The following is a 25,429-nucleotide window of genomic DNA, read 5'->3' as shown; positions in this document are numbered from 1 at the left end:
AAGTTTCCCGGTCTATCTCCGGCCCGCGCGGCGAGCGAGTCGCGGCGCCGCACGTTCCGTCACGCAAAGCTGATCGGCAAACATGTGCGACGGAATGACCTATTCGGTTCGCGCCTGCAGCATTCTACGCGCGACCCACCTGTAACGGACGCGCCCGTGCTGAGTGCGCCCGAATTGTTCTCCCGGAGCGGCCTCCTCCTCTCATCCGCCGATCCGGAAAGACCTGCGAGGCTGACTTGAGACTATCGTTCAAAATTCCGATCCTGCTGGGAGCGGTCGCAAGCCTGTCGGCATGCCAGTACGACGTGCTTGCACCGTCGGGCTGGGTGGCGGCAGAGCAGCGTGACCTGCTGGTCATCTCGACCCTGCTCATGCTGATCGTGATCATTCCGGTCATTTTCATGGCCATCTGGTTCCCGCTGCGCTACCGCGCCGACCGCCCCGACCAGTCCGACTACGCCCCCAACTGGGCGCACTCGACCCGGCTCGAATACGTGCTGTGGGGCGTGCCGATCGTCATCGTCGCGATCCTCGGCGTCTACACCTATATCTACACGCACCGGCTCGACCCCTACCGTCCGCTGGACGCGGCAGAGATCGGAACCGAGATCGGCGAGCCGATCGAAGTGGACGTGGTCTCGCTCGACTGGAAATGGCTGTTCATCTACCCCGAGCAGGGCGTGGCCTCGGTCAACGAACTCGCAGTCCCCGCAAACCGTCCGATCAACCTGCGCCTGACCTCCTCGACCGTGATGACCACGTTCTCGGTCCCGGCGCTCGGCGGCATGATCTACACCATGGCCGGCATGGAAACGAAGCTGCACCTCATCGCCGATGAGGAAGGCACCTACTTCGGCCAGGCGGCGCACTATTCGGGCCCCGGCTTCTCGGAAATGCACTTCGACACGCTGGCGATGAGCGATGCCGACTTCGACCAATGGGTCGAAAAGGCCCGCGCCTCGAACGACGAGCTGTCGCGTGACGCCTATCTCGACCTCGAGGTCCCCTCGATGGCCAACCCGGTGCAGTACTACAGCGGCATCGACGACACGCTGTTCGACCGCATCCGCGGCCTCTGCGTCGACGAGGGCAAGGTCTGCATGGATCAGATGATGATGCAGGACGAGATGGGTGGCGGCGGCCTCGAAGGCATCGCCGACAAGCACAAGTACCAATACGACGACCAGCGCGCGATCGACGGCTTCGGCAATCCGATCGGCGTGCCGGCGACCCCCTCCGCGCCGGCCCACGGCGGCCACGCGGAAGGTGAAACCCTTTCCATGAACACGCATGAGGGAGCAGCGCACGATGGCCACTGAAGCCCATGTCCAAGCCCCAGAGACCTGGTCGCCGATCTTCGGCCGCCTGACCCTCGACTGGATTCCCTACCACGAGCCGATCCTCGTCGGCACCTTCTCGGCCATCGTGCTGGGCGGCATCGCGGCCGTCCTGCTGATGACCTACTTCAAGCTCTGGGGTCCGCTCTGGCGTGACTGGATCACCAGCGTCGACCACAAGAAGATCGGCATCATGTACATGGTGCTCGGCTTCATCATGTTCATCCGCGGCTTTGCCGACGCGCTGATGATGCGCGCCCAGCAGGCCATGGCGGCCGGCGGCGCCGAGGGCTACCTGCCCCCGCACCACTACGACCAGGTCTTCACCGCCCACGGCGTGATCATGATCTTCTTCGTGGCGATGGCCTTCATCACCGGCATCATGAACTTCGTCATGCCGACGCAGATCGGCGCCCGTGACGTGGCCTTCCCCTTCCTGAACAACTTCTCGTTCTGGATGACGGTGGCCGGCGCGCTGCTGGTGAACATCTCGCTCTTCATCGGTGAATTCGCCCGTGTCGGCTGGCTGGCCTTCCCGCCCCTGTCGGGATCGGCCTTCTCGAGCGGACCCGGCGTGGACTACTACCTCTGGGCGCTGCAGATCGCCGGCGTGGGTACGACGCTTTCGGGCGTGAACCTGCTGGCGACCATCTTCAAGATGCGCGCCAAGGGTATGAAGCTCTTCGACATGCCGGTCTTCACCTGGACCACGCTCTGCACCAACGTGCTGATCGTCGCGGCCTTCCCGGTGCTGACCGCCACGTTGACCATGCTGACGCTCGACCGCTACCTCGACTTCCACTTCTTCACCAACGATCTCGGCGGCAACGCCATGATGTACGTGAACCTGATCTGGATCTGGGGTCACCCCGAGGTCTACATCCTGATCCTGCCGATCTTCGGCGTGTTCTCGGAAATCGTGTCGACCTTCTCGGGCAAGCCGCTGTTCGGCTACAAGACCATGGTCTGGGCGACCGCCTGCATCATGGTGCTGTCCTTCGTCGTGTGGCTGCACCACTTCTTCACCATGGGCTCCGGCGCCAATGTGAACACCTTCTTCGGCATCACCACGATGATCATCGCGGTGCCCACCGGGGTGAAGGTCTTCAACTGGCTGTTCACCATGTACAAGGGTCGCGTGCGCTTCGAAGTGCCGATGCTCTGGACCACCGGCTTCATCGTCACCTTCGCCATCGGCGGCATGACCGGCGTGCTGCTGGCCGTCCCGCCCGTGGACTTCCAGCTGCACAACACGCTGTTCCTCATCGCCCACTTCCACAACGTCATCATCGGCGGCGTGGTGTTCGGGGTCTATGCCGCCGTCACCTTCTGGTGGCCCAAGGCCTTCGGCTTCAAGCTGGACGACAAATGGGGACGCCGCACCTTCTGGTTCTGGTGTGTGGGCTTCTACTTCGCCTTCATGCCGCTCTACGCGCTCGGCCTGATGGGCGTGACGCGCCGCCTGCAGAGCTACATGGACCAGGCGTGGCAGATCTACTTCATCATCGCCGCCTTCGGCGCGGTGCTGATCGCCTGTGGCATCGCCTGCGGCTTCATCAACTTCGCCGTCTCGATCCTGCGCCGCAAGGAGCTGGCCGTCGGCAATGACCCGTGGAACGCGCGCACCCTCGACTGGGCAACCCAGTCGCCGCCCGCCAACTACAACTTCCCGCAGGACATCGTGGTCACCGGCCGCGACGCCTTCTGGAAGATGAAGCAGGACGGCTTCAAGTGGTCGACCAACTACACGGACATCCACATGCCGAACAACACGGCCACCGGCGTCATCGTCGCCGCCATGGCCCTGGTCTTCGGCTTCGCGATGATCTGGTACATCTGGTGGCTCGCCGCGATCTCGTTCATCGGCATGATCGCGACGGTGATCGCGCATACCTTCAACTACAATCAGGATCACTGGATCCCGGCGTCGAAAGTCGCTGAAACGGAAGCGAAGGGAGAGGTCGCATGACCATGCTCGACACTCCGCTGACCGGACGCGTGGAGGGGCCCAAGGGCCCCGACCACCACCCCGATCATCACCACGCCAGCCCCACCCCCATCGGGTTCTGGATCTACCTGATGAGCGACTGCATCATCTTCGCATCGCTCTTCGCCGCCTATGCCGTGCTCGGCAACAACTTCGCCGGCGGGCCGGGTCCGAAGGACCTGTTCGAGCCGGGCTTCGTGCTGATGGAAACCGCACTGCTGCTGATCTCCTCGGTCACCTTCGGCGTCGCGATGCTGAAGGCCGAGAAGCACGACATGGACGCAACGACGATGTGGCTGGTGATCACCGGCCTCTTCGGCGCCGGCTTCATCGGGATGGAACTCTACGAGTTCAATCACCTGATCCACATCGGCGCGGGCCCTGACCGTTCGGGCTTCCTGTCGGCCTTCTTCCTGCTGGTCGGCACCCACGGTCTGCACGTGACCTTCGGCCTGGTGTGGCTCTGCGTGATGATCGCGCAGATCCGCATGAAGGGCATGATCCCGGCGAACATGCAGCGTCTCTCCACGCTGAGCATGTTCTGGCACTTCCTCGATCTGGTGTGGATCGGGGTGTTCTCCTTCGTCTACCTCGTGAGGCTGATCTGATGAGCGCACATTCCGAAGCATCGCACGGCACCATGGGCCAGCTGATGATCGGCTTCGCCCTCGCGGCGATCCTGAGCATCATCCCCTTCGCGCTGGTCATGATGGAGACCGATATCGCTCCCTCCACGCTGGTAGCGATCATCATGGGTCTGGGCGCCGTCCAGATCGTCGTGCACCTCGTGTACTTCCTGCACCTCAAGAGCAGCACCGAAGAGGGCTGGACCCTCGCGGCGACGGTTCTTGCGGTGGTCATCGTGGCGATCGTTCTGGCTGGCTCGCTCTGGGTCATGCACAATATGAACGTCAACATGATGCCGATGAGCGAGGGCAACATGATCACGGACCCCGAGGCCACTCCGGGCGCCAGCATGTCCGGCAACCACGAAGGCCACAACTGATGGGCGCGGCGGCGCATAAGCCCGGCGTGCAGCGCCGCCGCTGGCCCCTCATCGTGGTGATCACGCTCATCGCGCTTGCCGGTCTGGTCGGCTTCACCTCGCTGGCGATCTGGCAGGTGAACCGGCTGCACTGGAAAGTGGCCCTGATCGAGAGGGTCGAGGCGCGCGTCCATGCCGCGCCCGTCCCCGCCCCCGGCCCGGATGACTGGGCCGGGATCACCGCCGAGAGCGCCGAGTACCGGCATGTCACTCTCAGCGGCACCTTCCTCAACGAAGAGGAAGTGCAGATTTACACCCCCGCGGATTTCGGCCCTGCCTACTGGGTCCTGACCCCGCTGCGCCGCGACGACGGCACGGTGGTGATGGTCAACCGCGGCCAGGTGCCCGAAAACCTCAAGGATCCCGCCACCCGCGAGGCACCCGAAGGCCCGCAGACCGTCACCGGCCTGCTGCGCCTCTCCGAGGACCGCGGCTGGCTCTTCTCGCGCGACAACGACCCCGAGAACGGAAACTGGTATCGCCGCGACATCGGCTCGATCACCGCGGCCAAGGGGTTCGAGAACGCCGCGCCCTACTTCATCGATCAGGACATGGGCACCGATCCAAGGGCCTGGCCGCGCGGCGGGCAGACCGTGGTCAGTTTCCGCAATGCGCACCTCAGCTACGCGCTGACCTGGGCCGGGCTCGCGCTGCTGGTGGTGGCAGCCTGGGTGCTGTTCCTCTGGACCGAATTGCGCCGCAGCCGCTGAACATTCACCGCCGCGCCATGAGCGGCAGCAGCACCAGCGGCACCAGCAGGAGCAGCAGCGCCACCGCCCCGAAGGAGGCGCGCAGCCCGAAGACCTCGGACAGCCCGCCCATCATCGGCGGTCCCATGAAGAACCCGGTGTAGCCGATCACCGTTGCCCGGCTGATCGCCCGCGCCCGCGCCTGCGGCGTCAGCCGTGCCCCGAGCCAGGCATAGGCCATCGGCGCCAGCACCGAGACGCCGAAGCCCAGCACCGCAAAGCCGATCCAGCCGACCAGCGCGGTCGGCGCGAGGGCCGCAATCACCGCCCCCAAAGCCGCGAGCCCCGCGCCCGCGCCGAGCACCCCGGCACCGTTGAGGCGCCGGATCAGCCCCTGCCCCGAGAGCCGCCCCGCCCCCATGGTGAGCCCCAGCAGCGTCGGGGCCAGCGCGCCGCCGACCGCCCCGGCGCCGAGGTTGCGCTCGAGGTGCAGCGCCGACCAGGCCTCGGTTGCCTGCTCGGCCATGAAGCCGATGCAGATCACCACGCCCGCCAGCGCCACGATGCCCCAGGGCAGCGGCGCGCGGGGTCGGTCACCTCCGGTTTCGTCGTGGTGCACCGCCAGCTCGCCGCCCCGCGCCGAGAACGCCGCCAGCAGCGTGAGGCAGGTGGCGCCGAGGAAGATCGCCCAGACCGGCACGCCGCTGCCGCGCGCGATGCCCGCCGCCAGCGCGGCGCAGGCATAGATCAGCGAGTAGCCACCGTGGGCGAGGTTCATCAGCGGCCGCCCCGAGCGCGCCTCGAGTTGCGAGAGCTGCGCGTTCATCGCCACGTCCACCGTGCCCGCCGCCGCCGCGCAGAGCAGCATCGCCGCTGCGAATTGCACCCCCGATCCCGCCAGCCCCGGCAGCGCGAAGCCCAGCCCGAGAAGTGCGGTGAAGAGCGGCATGGCGCGAGCCTTCAGCCGCGCCTCGGCCCAGGGGGCGATCCACATCGCCAGGATCGCGCCGCACGTCGAGACCAGCATCGCCGTGCCAAAGCCGCCGTCGGACAGCCCCACCTGGGCCTTGATCGCCGGCACGCAGCCTGCGAAAACACCCCAGCAGATGCCGATTGCAGCAAAGCCCGCGAGCGGGCGGCGGATCAGCCGGATGTCTGACAGGATGCTCATGGCGCAAGCCGTGACACGGGGCGCGGGCCAGGTCCATAGGCGTCAATCGCGCCCTGCGCGGGACCTCACGTGATTCAACGCTTGCCGAAAAGGCTGATCCGGTCTATGGGGCTGCGTTCATCGCAGGGTGACAGCCTTGGAGGCACCCTGCCCTAGATACATTGGAGATACAAAATGGCTGGTGAGATTCCTGATCTCGTAGCTCTGGAACGGTCGGGGACGGGCAAGGGCGCCGCTCGGCAAGCTCGTCGTGACGGTATGGTTCCCGGGGTCGTGTTTGGTGGCGAAGCAGAGCCGCTCTCGATCCAGATCCCGTTCAACTCGCTGCTGAAGACCCTGAAGGCCGGTCGCTTCAAGTCGACCCTCTTCAACCTCAAGGTCGATGGCCACGAGGATGTGCGCGTGATCTGCCGTGACGTCCAGCGCGACGTCGTGAAAGACCTGCCGACGCACTTCGACCTGATGCGCCTGCGCCGCACCTCGCGGATCAACCTGTACATCCACGTTGATTTCATCAACGAGGACAAGGCACCCGGCCTCAAGCGCGGCGGTGTTCTGACCATCGTGCGTCAGGAAGTCGAACTGAACGTGCTCGCAGGCGACATCCCGGACCACATCACCGTGGACCTGGAAGGCAAGACCATCGGCGATGTGATCCACATCAGCGACGTCGTGCTGCCGGAAGGCGTGAAGCCGACCATCGACCGCAACTTCGTGATCGCGAACATCTCCGCTCCGCGCGGCCTGGTGGGCGGCGACGACGAAGAAGAGGGCGAAGAGGCGGCTGCAGAGGAATAATCCTCGCGCAGGTTTCGACCTACGAACGGCCCTGCCCCCGGCAGGGCCGTTTTCGTTTGCGACCGCTTCCCGGCCCGAGGCTCAGACCAGCTCGATCACCGACTCGAAGATCTCCAGCTCTGGCCCGCCTCGGTACATCTCGGCCCGTCCCTTTGCACCCTTGTGGGCGATGCGGAACGCCTCGCTTTTCGTCCAGCCGATGAAGCTCTCCTCGTCCTCCCAGATGGTGTGCGAGGCATAGAGGATGTGATCCTCGCGCTCCGGCCCCTTCAGCAGGGCGAAGCTGCGGAAGCCCGGCACGGTCTTCAGCTGCGTGTCGCGCTGCGCCCAGACCTCCTCGAACTCGGCCGCCTTTTCCGGGATCACCTTGAAGCGGTTCATCGTGAGATACATGGTCTCTCCTTCCTGTCTGTGCTATCGGCGTTCCCGTCCTATCTAGGGCCGAACAGAGGCAAATCGGAGAGACGCGGTGCAGATTTTCGTGGGTCTGGGCAATCCCGGCGGCAAATACGCGAAGACGCGGCACAATATCGGCTTCATGGCCGTCGACCGGATCGCCGAGGATCACGGCTTCAGCCCGTGGCGGGCGCGCTTCCAGGGCGAGGTCGCCGAGGGCCGTCTGGGCAGCGAGAAGGTGCTGCTGCTCAAACCGCAGACCTTCATGAACCTTTCGGGCCAGTCGGTCGGCGAGGCGATGCGCTTCTTCAAGCTCGAGCCGGGCGACGTGACGGTGTTCCACGACGAGCTCGACCTCGCTCCGGGCAAGTGCCGGGTGAAGACCGGCGGTGGCCACGCCGGGCACAACGGGCTCCGCTCGATCCACCAGCACATCGGCGAGGCCTACCACCGCATCCGCCTCGGCATCGGCCACCCGGGCCGGAAAGAGGCGGTCGCGGGCTATGTGCTGCATGACTTCGCCAAGGCCGAGGAAGACTGGCTCGATGACCTGATGCGCGGCATCTCCGACGGGGCGAAGGCGCTGGCCGAAGGCGACAAGCCCGGCTTCCAGAACGCCGTGGCACTGCGCGTCGCGCCGCCGCGCTCGTCGAAGTCCGCCGCCAAGCCAGAGGCCACCTCGGAGGCAAGGCTGGAGCCGAAGACAGACAATACAGCCGAGGACAGCCGCAGCCCGCTCCAGAAGCTCGCCGACAAGTTCCGCTGACCGTGTCCCGGCCTTGCATCCCCGTGACTTGCGGCGGAGCCGGGCGATCTTTAGGCTGAAGCGTGGGTGGGTCAGGCACGCATCGGAGGACGATATGGAAAAAGATCGCGCCATCAACGTATTGGGCGGCCAGCTTCATCCCTGTTCGGTGGACCCGATGACCGGATACTTCCGCGACGGCCATTGCAACACCTGCGCCGAGGATGCCGGAAGCCACACCGTCTGCGCGGTGATGACGGCCGAATTCCTCGCCTATTCCAAGTATGTCGGCAACGACCTCTCGACCCCGCGCCCCGGCCTGCGCTTTGCCGGGCTGAAGCCGGGCGATCAGTGGTGCCTCTGCGCGCTGCGCTTCCTGCAGGCCCATGACGAGGGCTGCGCGCCGAAGGTGCAGCTTGAATCGACCCATGCCCGCGCCCTCGAAGTGGTTGCGCTGGATATTCTCGAGCAGCACCGGGCCGACTAGGGCACCCGCCTGCTCAGAAGGTCGGCGGCGTGCAGGCTGAAAACAGCACGCAAGGCTCCGCCCCGACCTGCCGGAAGCGATGCGGCACGCGGCTGTCGAAGTAGTAGGCATCGCCCGGCCCGAGGATCTTGCGCTCCTCGCCCACGGTGATCTCGACCCGGCCCGAGATGACGATGCCGCCCTCCTCGCCCTCGTGGCCGTACATCACCCGCCCGGTGTCCGCCCCCGGCGCGTAGGTCTCCCTGAGCAGCATCATCGCCCGGCCGATCAGCGTCGCGCCGACCTGCCTCAGCGAGAGGTTCTTCTTGCCGATCTCCACCAGCTCCTCGGCGGCATAGAAGATCTGCCGCTCGGGCGCGGGCTCGAAGGCGAAGAACTCCGACAGGCTCACCGGGATGCCGTCGAGGATCTTGCGCAATGCCCCGACGGACGGGTTGGTCTTGCCGGACTCGATCAGCGAGATCGTCGAGTTCGGCACCCCCACCTTCTTGGCAAGGCTCCGCTGCGACAGGCCCGCGCGCTCGCGAAGCACCCGCAGACGGTGACCCAGCGCAAGGTCCTCCTGAGTCGTGTTCGATGTGTTCATTATTTGCAAAACCTTGTTCAGCAGACAAGAATATACAACGGGTTGCAGGCAGCAAGAAACAGACTTTTTCGCAATATTGGAACCTGTAGCTTGCCTGTCAGAGAAACGCACGGGCCAACGAGCGGCCCTCCGGAGGACAGACCATGCTCAAGCAGACCGCCAACGCCGAGATCGAAACCCGCCGCAAGGCCGCGCTGGCCCGCGGCGTCGGCGTGCTCACCGACCACTACGCGGTGAAGGCCGAGAATTCCGAGATCTGGGACGCCGACGGCACCCGTCTCATCGACTTCGCGGCGGGTATCGCCGTGGTCAACACCGGGCACCGCCATCCCAAGGTGATGGCCGCCGTCGCCGAGCAGCTGAACGCCTTCACCCACACCTGCCATCAGGTCGTGCCCTACGAGAACTACGTGCGCCTCGCCGAGCGCCTGAACGACCGCGCGCCGGGGGAATTCGCCAAGAAATCGATGTTCGTCACCACGGGTGCCGAGGCAGTCGAGAACGCGGTGAAGATCGCCCGCGCCCACACCGGTCGCCAGGCCGTCATCGCCTTCAGCGGCGCTTTCCATGGCCGCACCTTCATGGGCATGACGCTGACCGGCAAGGTCGCGCCCTACAAGACCGGCTTTGGCCCGATGATGAACGACGTCTTCCACGTGCCTTTCCCGAACGCGCTGCACGGCGTCAGCGTGGACGACAGCTTCAAGGCGCTCGACATGCTGTTCACGGCTGATGTCGATCCGGCCCGCGTCGCCGCGATCATCTTCGAGCCGGTGCAGGGCGAAGGCGGCTTCAACCCCGCGCCGCAGGAGTTCGTCGAGCGCCTCCGCAAGCTCTGCGACGACAAGGGCATCGTTATGATCGCCGACGAGGTGCAGACCGGCTTCGCCCGCACCGGCACGCTCTTCGCCATGGAGGCCTACGGCGTCGCGGCGGACCTGACCACCATGGCCAAGGGCCTCGGCGGCGGCCTTCCGATCTCGGGCGTGGTCGGCCGCGCCGAGATCATGGATGCGGCGGCCCCCGGCGGCCTCGGCGGCACCTACGGCGGCAACCCGCTCGGCATCGCCGCGGCCAATGCCGTGCTCGACGTGATCGACGAGGAGAAGCTCTGCGAGCGCGCCAACGTGCTCGGCGGCAAGCTGAAGGCCAGGCTCGAAGCCCTGCGCGCCGATGTGCCCGAGATCGCCGAAATCCGTGGCCCGGGCTTCATGGTCGCCGCCGAATTCATCGACGCAAACGGCACCCCCCTGCCCGAGCTCGCCAATGCCATCCGGCTCGAGGCGCTGAACCGCGGCCTGCTGCTGCTCACCTGCGGCGTCTATGGCAACGTGATCCGTTTCCTCGCGCCGATCACCATCCCCGACGCGATCTTCGACGAGGCCATGACCATCCTCGAAGCCGCCGCCAAGGCCGCGAAAGGACTCTGAGATGAAAGACCTGAACATCGCATCGCTCGCTCTCAAGGACGCGACCCTGCTCGAGACCCGCGCCTATGTGAACGGCGCCTGGGTCGAGGGCGACAAGACCTTCCCGGTGGAGAACCCCTCCACCGGCGAGATCATCGCGCATGTGGCGGATCTGTCGGCCAGCGACGTGACCGTGGCCATCGACGCGGCCTCTGCCGCGAAGAAGGCCTGGGCGGCCAAGTCTGGCAAGGAGCGCAGCGCGATCCTGCGCAAGCTTTTCGACCTGCTGGTCGCCAACGCCGACGACCTTGCCACGATCCTGACCGCCGAGATGGGCAAGCCCTGGGCGGAAGCGCGCGGCGAGATCCTCTACGGCGCCTCCTACGTCGAGTGGTTCGCCGAGGAAGCGAAACGCGTCTACGGCGACATGATCCCAGGGGCGCAGTCGAGCACCCGGATGGTCATCGTCAAGCAGCCGGTGGGCGTCGTCGGCGCGATCACCCCGTGGAACTTCCCCAATGCCATGCTGGCGCGCAAGATGGCGCCGGCGCTGGCTGTGGGATGCACCATGGTGGCGCGTCCCTCCGAGTTCACTCCGCTTTCGGCGCTGTCCCTTGCGGTTCTGGCCGAGCGCGCGGGCGTGCCCGCGGGCGTCTTCAACGTGCTGCCCGGCCTCGACGCCGCCGGCATGGGCATGGAGATGTGCGCAAGCCCGAAGGTCGCCAAGCTGACCTTCACCGGCTCCACCCGCGTCGGCAAGCTTTTGATGAAGCAGGGCGCGGACACGGTGAAGAAGCTCTCGCTGGAGCTGGGCGGCAACGCCCCCTTCATCGTCTTCGACGACGCCGATCTGGATGCGGCGGTCGAGGGCGCGATGCTGGCGAAGTTCCGCAACAATGGCCAGACCTGCGTCTGCGCCAACCGCATCTACGTGCAGGCCGGCGTCTACGACGCCTTCGCCGAGAAGCTCGGCGCGGCGCTGGACAAACTGGTACTGGGCGATGGCTTCGCGGAAGGCGTGAACACCGGCCCGTTGATCAACACGGCGGCGCTGGCCAAGGTCGAGGACCACATCCGTGACGCCGTGGCCAAGGGCGCGACCGTGGTGAAGGGCGGCTCTCGCTCCGATCTGGGCCGCACCTTCTTCGAGCCGACGCTGCTGACCGGCGTAACGCAGGAGATGAAGGTCGCCAGCGAGGAAACCTTCGGCCCGCTCGCTCCGCTGGTGCGCTTCGAGAGCGAGGACGAGGCGATCGACTGGGCCAACGACAGCGAGTTCGGCCTCGCCGGCTACTTCTACACCCGTGATCTCGCGCGCGCCTGGCGCGTCGGCGAGGCGCTCGAGACCGGCATGGTGGGGATCAACACCGGCGTCATCTCGACCGAGCTCGCGCCCTTCGGCGGGGTGAAGCAGTCGGGCATGGGCCGCGAGGGGTCCAAGTACGGCTGCGACGACTACCTCGAGATCAAGAACCTCTGCTTTGGCGGTCTGAGCTGAAACCCGGCAGCCAGAAACGACAAAAGGGGGCCGAAAGGCCCCCTTTTCTTCATTTCGACATTACCCGAAACAGCAATCTTGGTCGGTCGGCCCGCCCTCAGCCGCGCTTCACGCCCGGCAGCGCGCAGAGCATCTCGAAGAGGTAGTTCGCCGCGATGACCGCCGTGTTGCCCGCCGGATCATAGGGCGGCGAAACCTCCACGAGATCGCAGCCGACGAGGTTCAGCCCGGCGCAGCCACGGATGATCTCGAGCCCCTGGATCGTCGTCAGCCCGCCCACCTCGACGGTGCCGGTGCCCGGTGCGAAAGCCGGGTCGAGGCTGTCGATGTCGTAGCTGAGATAGACCGGCGCATCGCCGATCTTGGCGCGGATCTCTTCCATCAAGGGGGCGAGCGACTTGTGCCAGCACTCCTCGGCGGGGATCACCGTCCAGCCCTTGTCGCGGCCCCAGTCAAAGTCCTCCGGCGCGTAGCCCGAGCCGCGCAGGCCGATCTGGAAAACCTTGTCGTTCAGCAACAGCCCGTCCTCGTAGGCGCGCCGGAAGGGGCAGCCATGGGCGACGGTCTCGCCGAACATCTCCTCGTTGGTGTCGGAATGCGCGTCGACGTGGATCAGCGCCACCGGCCCGTGCTTTTCGGCCACCGCGCGCAGGATCGGCCAGGTCAGCGTGTGGTCGCCGCCGAGTGTCAGCGGGATCACGTCATGGGCCAGGATGCCCTTGTAATGCTCGGTGATGATGTCGACCGACTTCTTCAGATCGTAGAGGTTGATCGGCACATCGCCGATGTCGGCCACCTGCAGGCTGTCGAAGGGCGCGGCGCGGGTCGCCATGTTGTAGGGGCGGATCATCCGGCTCTCGTCGCGAATCTGCCGCGGGCCGAGGCGGGTTCCCGGACGGTTCGACGTGCCGATATCCATCGGGATCCCGACGAAACAGGCGTCGAGGCCTTCCGCCGTGGGCTGCGTCGGCAGCCGCATCATCGTTCCCGGACCGCCGGTGCGCGGCATGACGTTGCCACCAAGTGGTTGATTGAGTTCTGACATTCGAGCCTCGAAATTCCTGTTCCCGCCAGTCTTCCGCGCTCGCGCGCTTCGAGGAAATAAAGAATTTCCGAAAATCATTTCGAAAATTTCCGAAGTGAAGAAGGACCCTTCCTCAAATCATGCCGCCGGTCATCCCTCAGCCTGATCCTCGCGAGGATTTCCCCGGCGTCAAACTCGGATACCTCATTATAATTGCCTGAAAATAAATGATTTTGCATAAAGCCTCTCAACCCTAACCCCTTGACACCATTCATTCGGGAAATCCCGAAATGAACTCCGATATTTCGTGATGTTTCCGGAAGCGGGCTTGCAGTCTTCTGCCCTGAACTCATCAAAAACGCAAAAACAGGGACCGAGACATGACCAGACCTTCCGCGCTCTCGCGCCGCACGCTCCTCAAGACCGCAAGCGCCCTGCCGTTGACGCTGGCCGCCCCCTCGGTGCTGCGCGCCGCCGGCGAGCCGCTGAAAGTCGGCGTCTATGGTGGCTATTTCCAGGACAGTTTCGACAGTTTCGTCTATCCCGAGTTCACCAAGGCCACCGGCATCGAGATCGAGAGCATCGCCGTGCCCACCGGCGAGGCCTGGCTGATCCAGCTTCAGCAGGCGGCCCGCGCCAAGCGCGCCCCGGCAGACGTGTCGATGATGGCCACCGTGAGCATCATGCGCGGCATGCGCACCGGCCTCTGGGCCACGCTCGACGAAGCGGCGATGCCCAACGTGTCCAACATCCTGCCGACGCTGATCAACCGCTACGACGATGGCGGACTCGCCGCGGTCGGCGCGGTGTCCTGGTACATCACCGTCGCCACCAACACCGACAGCTTCCCCGAGCCGATCGGCAGCTGGGCCGAGCTCTGGGAGCCGAAATACGCAGACAGCCTCGGCCTGCTGGCGCTGGTGTCGAACTCCTACCTGCTGGAGATCACCGCCAAGACCTTCTTCGGCGGCACCGACTACCTGTCGAGCGACGAGACGATCCGCGAAGTGCTTGGCAAGGTCGCCGAGCTGAAGCCGAACACCCGCCTCTGGTACCGCGACGAGGCGCAGTTCGAGCAGGCGCTGAAGTCGGGCGAGATCCCGATCGGCCAGTACTACCACGATGTCACCGGCCTCGCCGCCGCCGACGGCTTCCCGGTGCGCTCGAACTTCCCGAAGGAGGGCGGCCTGCGCGAGTCCGGCAACTGGGCCGTGGCGGGCGTTTCGGAAAAGATCGAAGAGGCGCAGGTCTTCATCGACTACATGTCGCAGCCCTCGGTGCAGGCGATGCTGGCGCGCAACCTCGGCACCGCGCCGAACGTCGCGCGCGAGAGCATGGATCTCACCGACGAGGAATTCGCCGCCGTGTCGTCGGAGATCGCGCCGGTGATCCCGCGCTACGACCTGCACTTCGAGCGCACCGACTGGCTGAACCAGATCTGGGCCGAGATGCTCCAGGCCTGATCGCCTCACCAAATTTCAACCAAACAGGAGACGGCCGGGGGCGCTTGCGCCCGGCCGCAGGGAAGACGCACGCATGTCAGGTCTCATCGTCGAAAACGTCGACAAGTTTTATGGAAACGTCCAGGCTCTCAGTGACATCTCGCTCACCGTGGACAACGGCCAGTTCGTCTGCCTGCTGGGGCCCTCGGGCTGCGGCAAGACCAGCCTTCTGCGCATCGTCGCAGGGCTCGAGGACCCCAGCGCCGGTCGGATCGTTCTGGACGGGTCGGACATCACCACAACTCCGGCGCACAAGCGCGATTTCGGCATGGTGTTCCAGTCGCTTGCGCTTTTCCCGCACCTTACCGTGGGCGACAACATCGCCTACCCGCTCGCCATCCGCGGCGTGCCCAAGGACAAGCGCCGCGCCGAGGTCGAGCGGCTGCTCGAGCTGGTGCACCTGCCCGGCAAGGCCGACCGCGCCATCACCCAGCTTTCCGGCGGCCAGCGCCAGCGCGTCGCCATCGCCCGCGCGCTGATCATGCAGCCCAAGCTCTTCCTGCTCGACGAGCCGATGTCGGCGCTCGACGCCAAGCTGCGCGAGACCATGCAGGTCGAGGTGAAGCGCCTGCAGCGCAGCCTCGGCGTGACTTCGCTGCTGGTGACCCACGACCAGCGCGAGGCGATGACCACCGCCGATCTGGTGGTGGTGATGTCCGAGGGCAAGATCCAGCAGGTCGCCCCGCCGATCGAGATTTACCGCAACCCCGCCAATGCCTTCGTCGCGGATTTCATCGGCATCACCAACCTGATCGCAGGCCGCATCGAAGGTGGCCGCTTCGAGGGTCCGGGCGGTGCACTTGCGCTGCCGGGGGCAAAATCAGGCATCGCCACCCTCTCGATCCGCCCCGAGGACATCGCGCTGGCCCCGCAGGCCGGACCCGATACCCTGACCGGCACGGTGACCTTCGTGCGCCACCTTGGTGCCACGACCGAGATCAGCGTCGACACCGGCAACGCCGATGAAAAGGACCTGACCGTCAGCCTGCCGGGCCGCACCCATTGCCCGTTCGAAGTCGGCGACACGGCGCATCTGTCGGTCGATCCCGCATCCGTCGTCGTTCTGGGCTGAGCCATGATCCAGTCCCGTCCCCGCACCCCGCTGGGCTACCTGCCCATCCTGCTGCCGGCCTTCGCGCTCATCGCCTTCTACATCGTGCCCTTCGGCTCGATGGTGGGCATGTCCTTCTTCCACAACCTCGGCGGCGGCGCCTACGAGCAGGTCTTCACGCTCGAGAACTACGCGCGGCTGGTTTCGCCCTTCTTCCTCAGCGTGCTCGGCACCTCCTTCGAGGTCGCCTTCCTCGTCGCGCTCTTCGCCATCGTCATCGGCTTTCCCTTCACCTACCTGCTGGTCAACGCGCGCCGCGGCACGCAGGTGTTCTGGCTGATCGTCATGCTCTCGGTGCTGTCGCTCTCGGAGGCGATCATCGGTTTCGCCTGGTCGACGCTGCTGTCGCGCACCGCCGGGATCGGCGTTCTGTTCGAAGCGCTCGGCCTGACCGAGAAGGCCCAGAGCTACGCCCCCTCGCTCGGCGCGGTGCTGGCAGGCGTCACCTACATCGCCATGCCCTACGCCGTGCTGCTGCTCTACCCGATCCTGAGCCGCATCGAGCCCGACATCGAGCAGGCCTCGCGCACCCTCGGCGCCTCGCCGCTGCGTGCCTTCTTCAACGTGATCGTGCCGATGCACCGCACGCCCATCGTCGTCAGCTTCGTGATGATCTTCGTCTTCACGCTGGGCTCGTACCTGCTGCCGCAGATCCTCGGCCGTCCGACCAACTGGACGCTCTCGGTGGTGATCTCGGACCAGGCGCTCTTGCAGTCCAACATGCCCTTCGCCGCGGCGCTGTCGATCTTCCTGATGACCGTGACCATCCTGCTGGTGCTGCTGGTCACCCTGATCAACCGGAAAGGGGCCAAGGCATGAAGCTCGGCAAGATCCTCTCCACGCTGTTCTTCTGGATCGTCGGCATCGTCACCATCGCTCCCTTCGTGGTGATCGCCGGGGTCTCGGTCAACGAGCGCAAGTCGCTGACCTTCCCGCCCGAGGGGTTCAACCTCGGCTGGTACGGCGACCTCTTCCTCGACCCCGAATGGCGCGAGCCGCTCCTGACCTCGCTGACCATCGCGATCTGCGCCTCTCTGCTTGCAGTGCTGATCGCCTTCCCGGTGGCCTGGTTCAACTGGCGCTACCGCACCGGCTTCGGCAAGCTGGTGGCGGGCCTCGGCGCCATGCCCTTCCTGCTGCCGCCGGTGATCACCGCGATGGGCTTCCTGACCTTCTTCATCATCCTCGGCTACTACGGCGAGTTCTGGACCGTGGTCGTCGCGCACGCGATCTTCCTCGTGACCCTGCCGCTTGTCTCGCTCTCGCTCGGCTTCGAGGACATCGACACCAGCCTCGTCGAAGCCTCGCGTTCGATGGGTGCCTCGGAAGCAACCGTGCTGCGCACCGTCGTGATGCCGATGATCCGCCCCTACGTGATCTCGGGCTTCTGCTTCGTCTTCGTGATCTCACTCAACGAGTACATCATCGCGGTGATGACCGTGGGCGCCGTCTTCGAAACCCTTCCGATGAAGATCTTCAACGCCCTGCGCTACGGCTACACGCCGGTCATGGCCGCCGCCTCGGTGGTCTTCGTGGCCAGCACCGTGCTGATCTTCTCCCTCGTCGCGGCCTTCAGCGACCTGCCGAAACTGCTTGGAGCCAGAAGCAAATGACCCTGACCCAAAAGGCACTCGCCCACGCCACGCTCTACCCGCTGTGGCTCGACAACCCCGCCGCGCCGGACACCTGCCCGCATCTCGTGGGCGCGCGCGAGGCCGACCTGCTGATCGTCGGCGGCGGCTTCACCGGCCTCTGGGCGGCGATCATCGCAAAGCAGCGGAACCCGCAGCGCGAGGTGGTGATCATCGAGGCCGGCAAGGTGGCGCATGGCGCCTCGGGCCGCCCCGGCGGCATCGTCTCGACCTCGGTCATGCACGGGCTGGTCAACGCCGAGCGCGTCTTCCCCAAGGACATCGAGATGCTGGAGAAACTCGGCATCGACAACCTCGACAGCTGGCGCGAGACCATCGAGAGCTTCGGCATCGACGCCGACCTCGAGTGGGGCGGCGAGATGACCGTCGCCGTGCGCAAGGACGACCTGCCCGAGCTGCGCCGCGAGCACCAACTGCACATGGGCCACGGCCATGACGTCGCCTGGCTCGACAAGGCCGAAGTGCAGGCCGAGGTGGCCTCGCCGCTCTTCGAGGCCGGCATCTGGTCGAAGGAGCGCACCGGCACCGTGCAGCCCGCCAAGCTGGCCTGGGGCCTCAAGGCCGCCGCGCTGTCGCTGGGGGTGACAATCTACGAGCACACGCCGATGGAAGAGGTCGAGGATCTGGGCTCCAAGCTGCGCATCCGCACCCATGACGGCCTAGTCACCGCGCCGAAGGTGCTCTTTGCCACCAACGCCTGGTGCGCCGGGCACAAGAAGATCAAGAACTACGTCGTCGCCATGCGCGACCGGGTGATCGCCACCGAGCCGCTCAGCGACGAGCAGCTGTCGCGTATCGGCTGGACCCACCGGCAGGGCATCTACGACACCCGCACGCAACTCAACTACATGCGTCTGACCCGCGACAACCGCATCGTCTACGGCGGGCGCATCGGCTATTACTACGGCGACAAGACCGACCCCGAGGGCGACCGGCAGATCGCGGTCTACGACAGGTTGGCGGGCTATTTCTTCAAGACCTTCCCGCAGCTCGAGGACGTGAAGTTCTCGCATGCCTGGTCCGGTCCGATCGACCTGACGACCCGGCTCGCGGTGCACTTCCAGCCCTACTACGGCGGCAAGGGCGTCTACGCGGGCGGCTATTCGGGCTTCGGCGTCACCGCCTCGCGCTTCGGCGCGCGGCTGGGGATCGAGATGCTGGACGACACCGGCGTGCCCGAGCTGGAGCTCGGCCTTGCCAACTCGCTGCCCCGCCCGATCCCGCGCGAGCCGCTGCGCTGGCCGGGTGCCGCGATCACCATGCGCGCCCTCGACGAGGTGGACGACAAGGGCGGCTGGCGCCGCGCCTGGGTGAAGATGGTGCATGCGATGGGGTTCCCGCTGTGAGCGTTGCAGAGATGACCGAGACCCGCACCGATGCCGTCTTCCTCAACGGCCGCTTCCACCCCGGCAAGGGCGCGCTGCGCGACGCGGTGAACCCGGCGACGGGAGAGGGCTTCGCCCGCTTCGCCACCGCCACGCTCGATGACGTGACCGCTGCGGCCGAGAGCGCCGAAAGAGCCTTCGGCACGTGGCGCCGCCTGCCTGTCGCCGAGCGCGCGCGCTTTTTGCGCGGCTTCGCCTCGGGGCTGGAAGCGCGGCAGGAGGCGCTCATCGCCCTCCAGATGCGCAACAACGGCAAGCCGCGCTTCGAGGCTGAGATCGACCTCGGCGATGCCATCGCCTGTTTCCGCTACTACGCGGATCTCGTCGAGGGCGGCGCCCTCGACCGGGGCCGCGTGGTGCTACCGGACGATGGCTTCAGCGGGCGGCAGGTGCTCGAACCCTATGGCCCCGCCGCACTGATCGTGCCGTGGAACTTCCCGTTGGTCACCACCGCCTGGAAACTCGCCCCGGCGCTGGCGGCGGGCTGCACCGCGCTCTTGAAACCGTCCGAGTTCACCACGCTCGCCGAACTCGTCTACGGCGAGATCGCGCAGGAGATTGGCCTGCCCGAGGGCGTGCTGTCGATCCTGCCCGGCGAGGGCGCCATCGGCGCCGCGATGCTGGACGCGCCGCAGATCCGCAAGGTCTCGTTCACCGGCTCCAACGCCACCGGCACCCGGATCATGGGCGCGGCGGCGAAGCGCTTGCTGCCGGTCTCGCTGGAACTGGGCGGCAAGTCCCCCATCGTGGTGCTGCCCGACGCCGACATCGAGACGGCCGCCGAGCTGGTCTGCGGCGGGGTCTTCTTCAACGCGGGGCAAATCTGCTCGGCCACCTCGCGACTGATCGTCGACGAGGCCATTGCCGACGACCTCATCGCCGCCCTGCGCACGCGCATTCGCAAGATGGCCGTGGGCGACCCGCGCGGCGAGATCGACATGGGCCCGCTCACCACCATGGCGCAGCGCGACAAGGTGCTGGGCTACCTGCTCACCGCGCGTTCCGAGGGGCTCGACTGCCTCTGCGGCGGTACGGGTGCCATGGGCTCCGGCTTCTTCATCGAGCCCACCGTCTATCTCGACGTGCCCGAGACCAGCGCGCTCTGGCGCGAGGAGATCTTCGGCCCGGTGCTCTCCGTGCGCCGGGTCAAGGGCGACGAGGCTGCCATCGCGCTCGCCAATGCCACCGACTACGGTCTGGCGGCGACCGTGGTGGGCGGCGATCCCGCGCGTGCCAATGCCGTCGCCGACCGCATCGACGCGGGCCACGTCTGGGTGAACACGCCGCAGATCATCTTCCCCGAGACATCGTGGGGCGGCTTCAAGGCCAGCGGCATCGGCCGCGAGCTCGGCTTCGGCGGGCTGCAGGGCTACGCCGCGCTCAAGCACATCACCACCCCGGCCTGACGCCGGATCTTCCAAGGACAGATCAATGAGCAAACTCATCCGCCTTGCCCCCGAGGGCAGCAACGGCCTCGAACCCTGCGCCGTCGTTCCCGCCGAGGCGCTGCTGCCCGGTTCAGCGCAACCCGCCGAGCGCGGCGCGATCGAGCTGTCGGACGGCGAGACCACCGGCGGCATCTGGGAGGCAACGCCCTATGCCGAGCGGTTCGACAATTACCCCTACCACGAGATGGCGCATGTGATCTCGGGCCGGGTGACCATCACCCCCGAGGGCGGCGCGGCGCAGAGCTTCGGCCCCGGCGAGACCTACCTGATGGAGAAGGGCTTCACCGGCACCTTCGAAGTCACCGAGACGCTGCGCAAGTTCTACTTCATCGCGGCCTGATAGGGCGCGAAAGACCGGAGGAGACCCGACATGACCCCGAGTGCCGACACGATCCTGTTCAACGCCGCCCTGCTCACCATGGACCCGGCGCGCCCGAGCGCCACGGCGCTGGCGATCGAGGGCGGCAAGATCGTGGCGCTCGGGGAGGATGCCGAGGTCCTGGCCCTGCGGGGCCCCTCCACCAAGCTGATCGACGCCAAGGGGCGCACGGTGATGCCCGGCCTCAACGAGAGCCACATCCACCTTTTCGTCGGCGCGGTGGAGCTCTCGCAGCTCTCGCTCTTCGAGCAATCCGGCTTCGAGACCATCAAGGGGCTGATCCGCGCCTATGCCGCCGAGAGCCCGGACCTGCCCATCGTGCTCTGCGGCAGTGCCGACTACACCATCCTCGGCGACGGGCGCAGCCTTGACCGTCACGTGCTCGACGAGATCCTGCCGGATCGCCCCCTCGCCCTCATGTCGCCCGACCACCACACCGTCTGGGCCAACACCGCCGCGCTCGACAAGGCCGGCCTGCTGCACGGGCGCGCGCTCTCGGCAGGCAACGCGGTGGTCATGGGCGAGGACGGGCTCGCCACCGGCGAGCTGCAGGAGGCCGAGGCCTTCGGCCCGATCTACGAGCTGACTGCCAGCGGCGGGCGCGACAAGCTGGGCATGGTCTCGGGCCTCGACCCGGCGAGCCCGCCTTCGCCGGAGGAACGCGCCGCCGACAAGGACGTGCTCGAGCGCGGGCTGAAGCACCTTGCCTCCCACGGCATCACCAGCTTCCAGAACATGGACGGCAACCGCTACACGCTCGAGCTGCTGGCCGAGCTGGAGCGCGAGGGACGTCTGCTCTGCCGGGGCCGGGTCCCCGCGCACTACGTCTCGGGCAGCGTCGAGGAGGCGCTGGACCGGGCCGAGGAGATGCGCGACGCCTGCGACACGGCCATGCTGACCTCCGGCGCGGTGAAATTCTTCATCGACGGCGTGCTCGACAGCTACACCGCGGTGATGAGCGCGCCCTACGAGGGCCGCCCCGACTGGTCCGGCGAGCCGCGCTTCGAGCCCGGGTTCTTCAAGTCCGTCTGCGCTCAGGCCGACGCGCGTGGTCTGCAGATCGCCGTGCATTCGATCGGCGACCGGGCGACCGAGATCGTGCTCGACGCCTTCGCCGAGGCCCGCACCCAGAACGGCGCGCGCGACAGTCGCCACCGCATCGAGCACCTCGAAGTGGTGCGCGAGGAGGATTTCGCCCGGCTGAAGGAACTCGGCGTCACCGCCTCGATGCAGCCGCCGCACCCGCCGGGGCAATGCGGCCTTCCCTTCGAGCCGACCATCACCCGCATCGGCAAGGCGAACTGGCCGCGCGCCTATGCCTGGCGGCGGATGCGCGACGAGGGCATCCCGCTGATCCTCTCGTCCGACTGGCCGGTGTCCTCGGTCAATCCCTGGGCCTCGATCCATTCGGCGATGACCCGGCAGCCCTGGCACGAAAGCCAGCCCGACAACCGCCAGACCCTGGACGAGGCGCTTCGGGCCTACACGACCACCGCCGCCTACGCCGAGTTCGCCGAAGGCAGCAAGGGCATGCTGCGCGAGGGCTTCCTTGCCGACGTGGTGCTGCTCGACCGCGACCTCGGTGCGACCGCGCCCGATGACATGGCAGAGGTCCGCGCCCTGCTGACGATCTGCGACGGCAAGGTCACCCACGAGGCCCCGGCGCTCTGATCCCGAAGGCGGGCCGGAATTGCCGGCCCGTCACCCCTTGGCCTTTCCCGACGAAAGCGCCAAAATCCCCCGACCCAATCCAAGGCCGGACCCATGGTGAAACGCGAGACCCCGGATGCCGCGCTCGGGCGGCGCGTCAACTTCTCTGTTGAAAGCATCGACATCCGGCTGATCCGGATCTTCATGACCGTGGTCGAGGCCGGCGGCATGACCGCCGCGCAGGGCGAGCTGAACCTCGCGCTCTCCACCGTCTCCGAGAAGATCTCCTCGCTCGAGAAACGCTTCGGCGTGCGCCTCTGCCGCCGCGGCCGCACCGGCTTTGCCCTCACCGAGGCGGGCGAGCAGTTCTACCAGGAGTGCGAGCGGCTGGTCTCGGCGCTCGACCAGTTCGGACAGCGCACCATGGCGCTCGGCTCGCGCATGCCGCGCAACTTCACGCTCGGGCTGGTGGACAACATGATCTCCTACCCGAACAACGGAGTGTCGGGGGCCATCGCCGATTTCGCCGACCGTGCGCCCGAAGTGCATCTCAAACTGGTCACGCTGAATCCTTCCGAGCTCTTGAGCGAGGTGCTCGCGCGCCGCGTCGACATGGTGGTGGGCAGCTTTCCCAAGGTGGCGCTGGGGCTCGACTACATCGATCTCTTTGACGAGCAGCACAATTTCTACTGCGCCGAGGGCCATCCGCTCTTCGACGTGCCCGACGCCGAGATCGGCATCGAGACCATCCGCGACCACCGCATCATCGCGCGCGGCTACTGGGGCTCGCGCGACACCCGCATCTTCGCGATCACCGCGCCGCATGCCACCGTGGTCGACATGGAGGCCGAGGCGCACCTGATCCTCTCGGCGCGCTACCTCGGCTACCTGCCCGACCACATGGCGGACAGCCTGTCACGCATGGTGCCCCTGCGGGTGATCCGGCCCGACCTGTTTTCCTACAAGGCGCGCTTCCAGATAGCCCTGCGCCCGAACTGGGAGCGCCACCCGGCCACCAAGCTGATGGTCGAGCGGCTGCGCACAAGGCTGGCCTGAGGCACCGGCCTCAGCCCGCGCTGATCTCGATGGAGATGAGTTGGGCCGCGTGCGGAGCCAGCGCGGCGATCTCAGCGCCCTCCTGCAAAACCGCGACGTCATGCCGTTCGAGCCCGATCTCCGGCAGATCCGACAAGGCGAAAACCAGCGCGGTCACGCCGCTTGCGCTTCGCGACTCTGGCGCGCCCCGGAAGACCTCTGCCCGGTAGGGCGCGCGCACCATGACGTTGAGATCGAGCAGCTCCGACCCCAGCAGGGCGCAGTCGCAGGCGACCGCGCCGCTGAAGGCAAATGGCGCGTCCTGTGCGCCCAGCTCCCGCGCCGTCCCGTCGGGAAAGCCCAGCACCATCGGCCCGCCCTCGATCACCGTCAGATTCCGCTGCACGCCGGGAAAACTCGAGAACGGCCCCGATTGCGCGACCTTGGCGGTGCTGATGCGCCAATCGAAAGCGTCGAACCCCGCGCTCTCGGGCACGCAGAGGATTTCCGCCGTCTCGCCGCCGCCGTTCTTCCACGGCGCGAAGCGGCGACCCGCCCGGCGATAGATCTGCGCAAAGAGGCTCATGACTGGATCTTCCGCAGGACCTCGGCAAAGCGCGGCGCGATCTCTTCGTCGAGCGCGTGGCGGCCGTTCTCGATCACCGTCTTGCCGCGCACGGTCACGTCGCGAATGGCCTGATCCCCAAGCGCGAAGATCCAGCGGTCGATCAGCGCATCGTCGCGCGCCGTGGCAAGGAAGGGGTTGTCCGCGTCCAGCGCCAGCCAGCTTGCCGGGGCTCCGACCTGAAGACCCGCCTTGGCGATCCCCGCCGCCTGATGCCCGCCCGCCAACGCGCCGTCCAGCAGGCGGCGGCCGGTCGAGCTGCCCTCGCCCGCTGCGAGGCAGTTGCGCGCGCGGTCGCGCAGGCGCTGGCTGTATTCCAGCAGCCGCAGCTCCTCGGCCACCGAGGTCGCCACGTGGCTGTCTGTTCCAACACCGAAACGCCCGCCCTGCGCGAGGAAGTCGCGGGCCTCGAAGATGCCGTCGCCGAGGTTGGCCTCGGTCGCCGGGCACAGGCCCGCCACCGCGCCGCTCTGCGCCATGCGGGAGACTTCATTGGCGGTCAGATGGGTCGCGTGGATCAGGCACCAGCGCGCGTCCACTGGCATCTCGTCGAGCAGCCAGTCGACCGGGCGGCGGCCCGACCAGGCGATCGAAGCTTCGACCTCCCGCATCTGCTCGGCGACATGGATGTGGATGGGCGCGTCCTGCGGCAGCTCGGCGAGGATGGCGCGCATCTGCTCGGGCGTGGCGGCGCGCAGCGAATGGATGGCGCAGCCTGCAAGCTGGCCATCCTCGGCGGCGCGGGCGCGCACCGTTTCCAGCAGCCGAAGGTAGCCCTCGACGTCATGCAGGAACGGGCGCTGGCCCGCGACAGGCGGCACGCCGCCGAAATCGGACTGCGCGTAGAAGACCGGCAGAAGGGTGAGGCCGATGCCGCTCTGCTTCGCGGCCTCGTACTGGCGCAGCGAGGTCTCGGCGGGGTTGGCATAGGGCGCGCCGGTGCCGCTGTGGTGTTGGTAGTGGAATTCCACCAGGTGCCCGAAGCCGCCCTTCAGAAGTTCGATCTGCAGGTAGAGCGCAACCGTTTCGATATCCTCGGGCGTCATGCTGCCGACGCAGCGGTACATGCGGTCACGCCAGGTCCAGAAGCTGTCGGCGCTGGGGCCTGCGACCTCGGCCAGCCCGGCCATGGCGCGCTGGAAGGCATGCGAATGCAGGTTGCTGAGCGCCGGGACCATGATCTCGACACTGCGCATCTGCGGCGCGCGCGCAGCCCCGGCCTCGACGCTGGCGATGGTCCCGGCCGCATCGAATCCGATCACCACGTCCCGCGCCCAGCCGGTCGGCAGCAGAGCCGTTTCGGCAAAAACCTGTTGAGTCATGATACCTCGCACCTTTTGTATAGACTTAATATGCCCGCATCCCTGCGGCGCTGGCAAGCCCAATCAGCGCCCGGCATCACCATCTCGTGGCACTCCCGAACCCCCGTCCGCCAGCGCGCGGGAGAGACGTTCGGTCGCATCCGCCGAG

General features: G+C 66.6%; 25 protein-coding genes. 19 read left to right on the top strand and 6 right to left on the bottom strand.

What is annotated here, in order from left to right; genetic code table 11:
• Positions 1-236: 236 nt before the first annotated feature.
• The 5 genes from cyoA to IQ782_RS06125 are packed head-to-tail and all read left to right on the top strand — an operon-like array spanning position 237 to position 5,079.
• A complete protein-coding gene (cyoA, locus tag IQ782_RS06145; RefSeq protein ID WP_240989127.1) occupies positions 237-1,319 on the top strand; it encodes a ubiquinol oxidase subunit II in 1,083 nt (360 codons plus the stop codon).
• Positions 1,309-3,306: a cytochrome o ubiquinol oxidase subunit I gene (gene cyoB, locus IQ782_RS06140; RefSeq protein ID WP_194133740.1), complete on the top strand. Its 1,998-nt coding sequence runs from the start codon at positions 1,309-1,311 to the stop codon at positions 3,304-3,306. The genes cyoA and cyoB overlap by 11 nt, the downstream gene beginning before the upstream one ends.
• A complete protein-coding gene (gene cyoC, locus IQ782_RS06135) occupies positions 3,303-3,932 on the top strand; it encodes a cytochrome o ubiquinol oxidase subunit III (protein ID WP_420832627.1) in 630 nt (209 codons plus the stop codon). The genes cyoB and cyoC overlap by 4 nt, the downstream gene beginning before the upstream one ends.
• Positions 3,932-4,330, top strand: coding sequence for a cytochrome o ubiquinol oxidase subunit IV (cyoD, locus tag IQ782_RS06130; RefSeq protein WP_194133739.1), 399 nt, complete (start codon positions 3,932-3,934; stop codon positions 4,328-4,330). The genes cyoC and cyoD overlap by 1 nt, the downstream gene beginning before the upstream one ends.
• On the top strand, positions 4,330-5,079 hold the full coding sequence (locus IQ782_RS06125) for an SURF1 family protein (RefSeq protein ID WP_194133738.1): 750 nt from the start codon (positions 4,330-4,332) through the stop codon (positions 5,077-5,079). Before cyoD ends, IQ782_RS06125 begins: the two co-directional genes overlap by 1 nt.
• Before the next feature lie 4 nt (positions 5,080-5,083).
• Here the strand turns inward: IQ782_RS06125 and IQ782_RS06120 are convergent, their stop codons facing one another.
• Positions 5,084-6,229 (bottom strand): MFS transporter, encoded by a 1,146-nt coding sequence (locus IQ782_RS06120; RefSeq protein ID WP_194133737.1) that lies wholly within the window; start codon positions 6,227-6,229, stop codon positions 5,084-5,086.
• Between the two features lie 174 nt (positions 6,230-6,403).
• On the opposite strand from IQ782_RS06120, the gene IQ782_RS06115 reads away from it, so the two are divergent.
• On the top strand, positions 6,404-7,027 hold the full coding sequence (locus IQ782_RS06115) for a 50S ribosomal protein L25/general stress protein Ctc (RefSeq protein ID WP_194133736.1): 624 nt from the start codon (positions 6,404-6,406) through the stop codon (positions 7,025-7,027).
• A gap of 81 nt (positions 7,028-7,108) precedes the next feature.
• Here IQ782_RS06115 and hmuQ read toward each other — a convergent pair whose 3' ends face one another.
• Positions 7,109-7,420, bottom strand: coding sequence for a heme-degrading protein HmuQ (gene hmuQ, locus IQ782_RS06110; protein ID WP_194133735.1), 312 nt, complete (start codon positions 7,418-7,420; stop codon positions 7,109-7,111).
• A gap of 76 nt (positions 7,421-7,496) precedes the next feature.
• Here hmuQ and pth point away from each other — a divergent pair, with 76 nt between their 5' ends.
• Together pth and IQ782_RS06100 are read left to right on the top strand one after the other, a co-directional pair.
• Positions 7,497-8,189, top strand: coding sequence for an aminoacyl-tRNA hydrolase (pth, locus tag IQ782_RS06105; protein WP_194133734.1), 693 nt, complete (start codon positions 7,497-7,499; stop codon positions 8,187-8,189).
• A 94-nt stretch (positions 8,190-8,283) separates the two neighbouring features.
• Complete coding sequence (locus IQ782_RS06100; RefSeq protein WP_194133733.1) at positions 8,284-8,655, top strand: DUF2237 family protein; 372 nt, start codon at positions 8,284-8,286, stop codon at positions 8,653-8,655.
• Between the two features lie 13 nt (positions 8,656-8,668).
• On the opposite strand, the gene IQ782_RS06095 is transcribed toward IQ782_RS06100, so the two are convergent.
• Positions 8,669-9,241: a cupin domain-containing protein gene (locus IQ782_RS06095; RefSeq protein WP_194133732.1), complete on the bottom strand. Its 573-nt coding sequence runs from the start codon at positions 9,239-9,241 to the stop codon at positions 8,669-8,671.
• Between the two features lie 143 nt (positions 9,242-9,384).
• On the opposite strand from IQ782_RS06095, the gene IQ782_RS06090 reads away from it, so the two are divergent.
• Positions 9,385-10,671 (top strand): 4-aminobutyrate--2-oxoglutarate transaminase, encoded by a 1,287-nt coding sequence (locus IQ782_RS06090; protein WP_194133731.1) that lies wholly within the window; start codon positions 9,385-9,387, stop codon positions 10,669-10,671.
• Position 10,672: 1 nt separating this feature from the next.
• Positions 10,673-12,148, top strand: a complete 1,476-nt coding sequence (locus IQ782_RS06085; protein WP_194133730.1) for an NAD-dependent succinate-semialdehyde dehydrogenase — start codon at positions 10,673-10,675, stop codon at positions 12,146-12,148.
• A gap of 97 nt (positions 12,149-12,245) precedes the next feature.
• Here the strand turns inward: IQ782_RS06085 and speB are convergent, their stop codons facing one another.
• Positions 12,246-13,193, bottom strand: coding sequence for an agmatinase (gene speB / locus IQ782_RS06080; protein WP_194133729.1), 948 nt, complete (start codon positions 13,191-13,193; stop codon positions 12,246-12,248).
• 359 nt (positions 13,194-13,552) lie between these two features.
• On the opposite strand from speB, the gene IQ782_RS06075 reads away from it, so the two are divergent.
• The 9 genes from IQ782_RS06075 (at position 13,553) to IQ782_RS06035 (ending at position 23,355) form a co-directional block, all read left to right on the top strand.
• Positions 13,553-14,635 carry an ABC transporter substrate-binding protein gene (locus tag IQ782_RS06075; protein ID WP_194133728.1) on the top strand — a complete coding sequence of 361 codons (1,083 nt, stop codon included), beginning with the start codon at positions 13,553-13,555 and terminating at the stop codon, positions 14,633-14,635.
• Between the two features lie 73 nt (positions 14,636-14,708).
• Positions 14,709-15,746, top strand: coding sequence for an ABC transporter ATP-binding protein (locus tag IQ782_RS06070; RefSeq protein WP_194133727.1), 1,038 nt, complete (start codon positions 14,709-14,711; stop codon positions 15,744-15,746).
• A gap of 3 nt (positions 15,747-15,749) precedes the next feature.
• A complete protein-coding gene (locus IQ782_RS06065; RefSeq protein WP_194133726.1) occupies positions 15,750-16,604 on the top strand; it encodes an ABC transporter permease in 855 nt (284 codons plus the stop codon).
• Positions 16,601-17,398, top strand: coding sequence for an ABC transporter permease (locus IQ782_RS06060; protein ID WP_194133725.1), 798 nt, complete (start codon positions 16,601-16,603; stop codon positions 17,396-17,398). The genes IQ782_RS06065 and IQ782_RS06060 overlap by 4 nt, the downstream gene beginning before the upstream one ends.
• Positions 17,395-18,783, top strand: coding sequence for an NAD(P)/FAD-dependent oxidoreductase (locus IQ782_RS06055; protein WP_194133724.1), 1,389 nt, complete (start codon positions 17,395-17,397; stop codon positions 18,781-18,783). The genes IQ782_RS06060 and IQ782_RS06055 overlap by 4 nt, the downstream gene beginning before the upstream one ends.
• 11 nt (positions 18,784-18,794) lie before the next feature.
• Entirely contained in the window at positions 18,795-20,228 is a 1,434-nt protein-coding gene (locus tag IQ782_RS06050; protein WP_194133723.1) for an aldehyde dehydrogenase family protein, read from the top strand.
• A 25-nt stretch (positions 20,229-20,253) separates the two neighbouring features.
• Positions 20,254-20,610 carry a cupin domain-containing protein gene (locus IQ782_RS06045; RefSeq protein WP_194133722.1) on the top strand — a complete coding sequence of 119 codons (357 nt, stop codon included), beginning with the start codon at positions 20,254-20,256 and terminating at the stop codon, positions 20,608-20,610.
• A gap of 30 nt (positions 20,611-20,640) precedes the next feature.
• Positions 20,641-22,320: an amidohydrolase gene (locus IQ782_RS06040; protein ID WP_194133721.1), complete on the top strand. Its 1,680-nt coding sequence runs from the start codon at positions 20,641-20,643 to the stop codon at positions 22,318-22,320.
• Between the two features lie 93 nt (positions 22,321-22,413).
• On the top strand, positions 22,414-23,355 hold the full coding sequence (locus tag IQ782_RS06035; RefSeq protein WP_194133720.1) for a LysR family transcriptional regulator: 942 nt from the start codon (positions 22,414-22,416) through the stop codon (positions 23,353-23,355).
• Between the two features lie 10 nt (positions 23,356-23,365).
• On the opposite strand, the gene IQ782_RS06030 is transcribed toward IQ782_RS06035, so the two are convergent.
• The gene (locus IQ782_RS06030; RefSeq protein WP_194133719.1) at positions 23,366-23,920 is read right to left on the bottom strand and encodes a HutD/Ves family protein; all 555 of its coding nucleotides are present in this window, start codon (positions 23,918-23,920) and stop codon (positions 23,366-23,368) included.
• Positions 23,917-25,281 carry a formimidoylglutamate deiminase gene (gene hutF, locus IQ782_RS06025; RefSeq protein WP_194133718.1) on the bottom strand — a complete coding sequence of 455 codons (1,365 nt, stop codon included), beginning with the start codon at positions 25,279-25,281 and terminating at the stop codon, positions 23,917-23,919. Before hutF ends, IQ782_RS06030 begins: the two co-directional genes overlap by 4 nt.
• Between the last annotated feature and the right edge of the window lie 148 nt (positions 25,282-25,429).

This window comes from Salipiger mangrovisoli (assembly GCF_015223355.1).
GTDB lineage: Bacteria > Pseudomonadota > Alphaproteobacteria > Rhodobacterales > Rhodobacteraceae > Salipiger > Salipiger mangrovisoli.
Note: the sequence above shows the minus strand (reverse complement) of the source record. Positions and strands in the feature narration are given on the sequence as shown.

Coding starts and splice junctions, on each gene's coding strand:
- cyoB (WP_194133740.1), top strand. CDS start 1,309: ATGGCCACTGAAGCCCATGTCCAAGCCCCAGAGACCTGGTCGCCGATC.
- cyoC (WP_420832627.1), top strand. CDS start 3,303: ATGACCATGCTCGACACTCCGCTGACCGGACGCGTGGAGGGGCCCAAG.
- cyoD (WP_194133739.1), top strand. CDS start 3,932: ATGAGCGCACATTCCGAAGCATCGCACGGCACCATGGGCCAGCTGATG.
- IQ782_RS06125 (WP_194133738.1), top strand. CDS start 4,330: ATGGGCGCGGCGGCGCATAAGCCCGGCGTGCAGCGCCGCCGCTGGCCC.
- IQ782_RS06120 (WP_194133737.1), bottom strand. CDS start 6,229: ATGAGCATCCTGTCAGACATCCGGCTGATCCGCCGCCCGCTCGCGGGC.
- IQ782_RS06115 (WP_194133736.1), top strand. CDS start 6,404: ATGGCTGGTGAGATTCCTGATCTCGTAGCTCTGGAACGGTCGGGGACG.
- hmuQ (WP_194133735.1), bottom strand. CDS start 7,420: ATGTATCTCACGATGAACCGCTTCAAGGTGATCCCGGAAAAGGCGGCC.
- IQ782_RS06100 (WP_194133733.1), top strand. CDS start 8,284: ATGGAAAAAGATCGCGCCATCAACGTATTGGGCGGCCAGCTTCATCCC.
- IQ782_RS06095 (WP_194133732.1), bottom strand. CDS start 9,241: ATGAACACATCGAACACGACTCAGGAGGACCTTGCGCTGGGTCACCGT.
- IQ782_RS06090 (WP_194133731.1), top strand. CDS start 9,385: ATGCTCAAGCAGACCGCCAACGCCGAGATCGAAACCCGCCGCAAGGCC.
- IQ782_RS06085 (WP_194133730.1), top strand. CDS start 10,673: ATGAAAGACCTGAACATCGCATCGCTCGCTCTCAAGGACGCGACCCTG.
- speB (WP_194133729.1), bottom strand. CDS start 13,193: ATGTCAGAACTCAATCAACCACTTGGTGGCAACGTCATGCCGCGCACC.
- IQ782_RS06075 (WP_194133728.1), top strand. CDS start 13,553: ATGACCAGACCTTCCGCGCTCTCGCGCCGCACGCTCCTCAAGACCGCA.
- IQ782_RS06070 (WP_194133727.1), top strand. CDS start 14,709: ATGTCAGGTCTCATCGTCGAAAACGTCGACAAGTTTTATGGAAACGTC.
- IQ782_RS06065 (WP_194133726.1), top strand. CDS start 15,750: ATGATCCAGTCCCGTCCCCGCACCCCGCTGGGCTACCTGCCCATCCTG.
- IQ782_RS06060 (WP_194133725.1), top strand. CDS start 16,601: ATGAAGCTCGGCAAGATCCTCTCCACGCTGTTCTTCTGGATCGTCGGC.
- IQ782_RS06055 (WP_194133724.1), top strand. CDS start 17,395: ATGACCCTGACCCAAAAGGCACTCGCCCACGCCACGCTCTACCCGCTG.
- IQ782_RS06050 (WP_194133723.1), top strand. CDS start 18,795: ATGACCGAGACCCGCACCGATGCCGTCTTCCTCAACGGCCGCTTCCAC.
- IQ782_RS06045 (WP_194133722.1), top strand. CDS start 20,254: ATGAGCAAACTCATCCGCCTTGCCCCCGAGGGCAGCAACGGCCTCGAA.
- IQ782_RS06040 (WP_194133721.1), top strand. CDS start 20,641: ATGACCCCGAGTGCCGACACGATCCTGTTCAACGCCGCCCTGCTCACC.
- IQ782_RS06035 (WP_194133720.1), top strand. CDS start 22,414: ATGGTGAAACGCGAGACCCCGGATGCCGCGCTCGGGCGGCGCGTCAAC.
- IQ782_RS06030 (WP_194133719.1), bottom strand. CDS start 23,920: ATGAGCCTCTTTGCGCAGATCTATCGCCGGGCGGGTCGCCGCTTCGCG.
- hutF (WP_194133718.1), bottom strand. CDS start 25,281: ATGACTCAACAGGTTTTTGCCGAAACGGCTCTGCTGCCGACCGGCTGG.